This is a genomic window from Chitinivorax sp. B, assembly GCF_005503445.1.
In the GTDB taxonomy this organism is placed as follows: Bacteria; Pseudomonadota; Gammaproteobacteria; order Burkholderiales; family SCOH01; genus Chitinivorax.
This window is the reverse complement of record NZ_SCOH01000145.1, coordinates 1-1,600: the sequence shown is the minus strand read 5'-3', so window position 1 is coordinate 1,600 and position 1,600 is coordinate 1. Positions and strand designations below refer to the sequence as shown.

At 51.7% G+C, this 1,600-nt stretch carries 3 protein-coding genes; 1 reads left to right on the top strand and 2 read right to left on the bottom strand.

All coding sequences use genetic code 11. The features are described 5' to 3' along the window. The coding region (locus FFS57_RS25520) for a hypothetical protein (protein ID WP_212749183.1) at positions 1-356 on the top strand (356 nt) is incomplete at its 5' end. Between the two features lie 165 nt (positions 357-521). Here FFS57_RS25520 and FFS57_RS24890 read toward each other — a convergent pair. Both FFS57_RS24890 and FFS57_RS24885 read right to left on the bottom strand, forming a co-directional pair. Continuing rightward, complete coding sequence (locus tag FFS57_RS24890) at positions 522-1,025, bottom strand: hypothetical protein (protein WP_137940507.1); 504 nt, start codon at positions 1,023-1,025, stop codon at positions 522-524. Beyond that, positions 1,025-1,600 (bottom strand): pre-toxin TG domain-containing protein (locus FFS57_RS24885; protein ID WP_137940506.1); only part of this gene is annotated, 576 nt, incomplete at its 5' end. The genes FFS57_RS24890 and FFS57_RS24885, both read right to left, overlap by 1 nt.

The following is a 1,600-nucleotide window of genomic DNA, read 5'->3' as shown; positions in this document are numbered from 1 at the left end:
AGGTGTTCGTGCCCGGTATAGCCGGTGCGGTCCAGCTTGCCGGTCAGGGTGCGGTTGGGGTCGTCGCTGCCATCCAGATGGCGGCGTTGGCCCCATGGGTCGTAGGACAGTTGTTCCTTGACCGCGCCGCTGTCGTCGCTGAGGGCAATCACCGAGCCCAGGTGATCGCGATGGAAATAGGCGAGCTGCTGGGGGCCGGTGGCGGTTCAGTCGTGGATCAGGGCGCTGACGCGACCCCAGTAAGTGATAAATTGTTAAAGAGCATCAACACCAATGCGGCCACAACGAGCGATGAATCCCGTCAAGCCTTGCCGAGCAGCACAGCATGGGGCGGGACGACGGCAAAAGTTGTTTGAGCGAAGCGAGTTCTTTTGCCGCCGCCCCAGGCGAGCCGCGCAGGGCACCCGCGATCAGCGGGCAAGGCGCACGGGGCGCCTTCTTTTGGGGACTTTTCTTGGCGAAACAAGAAAAGTCTCGCGTCCGCCGGGCGCAACCGGCATCTAAGATGGAACCGGCATGCATTAAACCGCCATGGTTTTTAGCAATCGCTTTGCGTTCTCAGCAAGAGTTTTATTCTCTCCACTAGCAAGCGATAGCAACCTTTCTCTAGCATCACTTGTTCCTATTGCACGAAGTGCATATATACACTTCACGCCCAAGGCATAACTCTCGTCGTAATCCAAGTATGGGAATGAAGCCAAGGCTGCTTGATAAAGGTAATCTACAGAATTTGGAGATTTTAACTCCTTCAGAATCATGGCAATATTTTCGTGTTGCATATGCCATCCTTCAAGAATGAGTTTACAAAGCACCTCAGAACAATTATCTGCAATTCCAAACTGGAAACCAAGCAATAATAAATGCTCGATATCATCTGCATCTTTGCTGAGAAATGCGCGGTGTAACTCGTCGCAAAGATAGCTCCCATTCATTTCCACCTGACCTGAAAATAATCTTAAGAACTTGTCTTTTGATATTTTCCCCAAGGACAAATCCAAAATCAGTGCTCTTTGATCTTTATTCATTATTTCACCATCGAAAAACTATGGATGTACACATTAAATGTGTCCAAAGCGGCACCTCCACCTAGACCGATATTTATTTGAGCTCCTTCAGCCTTAAAAAAGGCATTGCTCGACGGCCAACCTTTTGAAACCAACGACATGTTGCTATACATTGCTTTGGTAAGCGCAGAAGTATCACGCACACCAATACTTTCCAGTGCGCTCAACGCACCAGGCTTCATATTGAACTGCACGAGAACGCCATCATAGCTTTCTGAAAATGCTCGTGTCGGAGAAATAAAAGTCTCTGCAGTTGCTGGCAACTTACCCGTTGCCATTAGTCTTTCATAATGGTCTGGACTCATTGTACGGAAGAACGTTTCTCCTCTCACCGCCTCTTTCTCCGCCCCTCGCGCCACCTTCGCCAGCGTCGTCCCCTTGGTCAGCAGCCTCCCACCCGGCAACACGCCGAGCACGATGCCGCCCGCCTCGACCCAGCGATTGACCGGCTCGCCCGTCAGTAAATCCTTCCCGGTGACCACCTGCGCTGCCGATTTGGCCGAACCCAGTACCGGTACCAAGTCCAGACCCAGTGA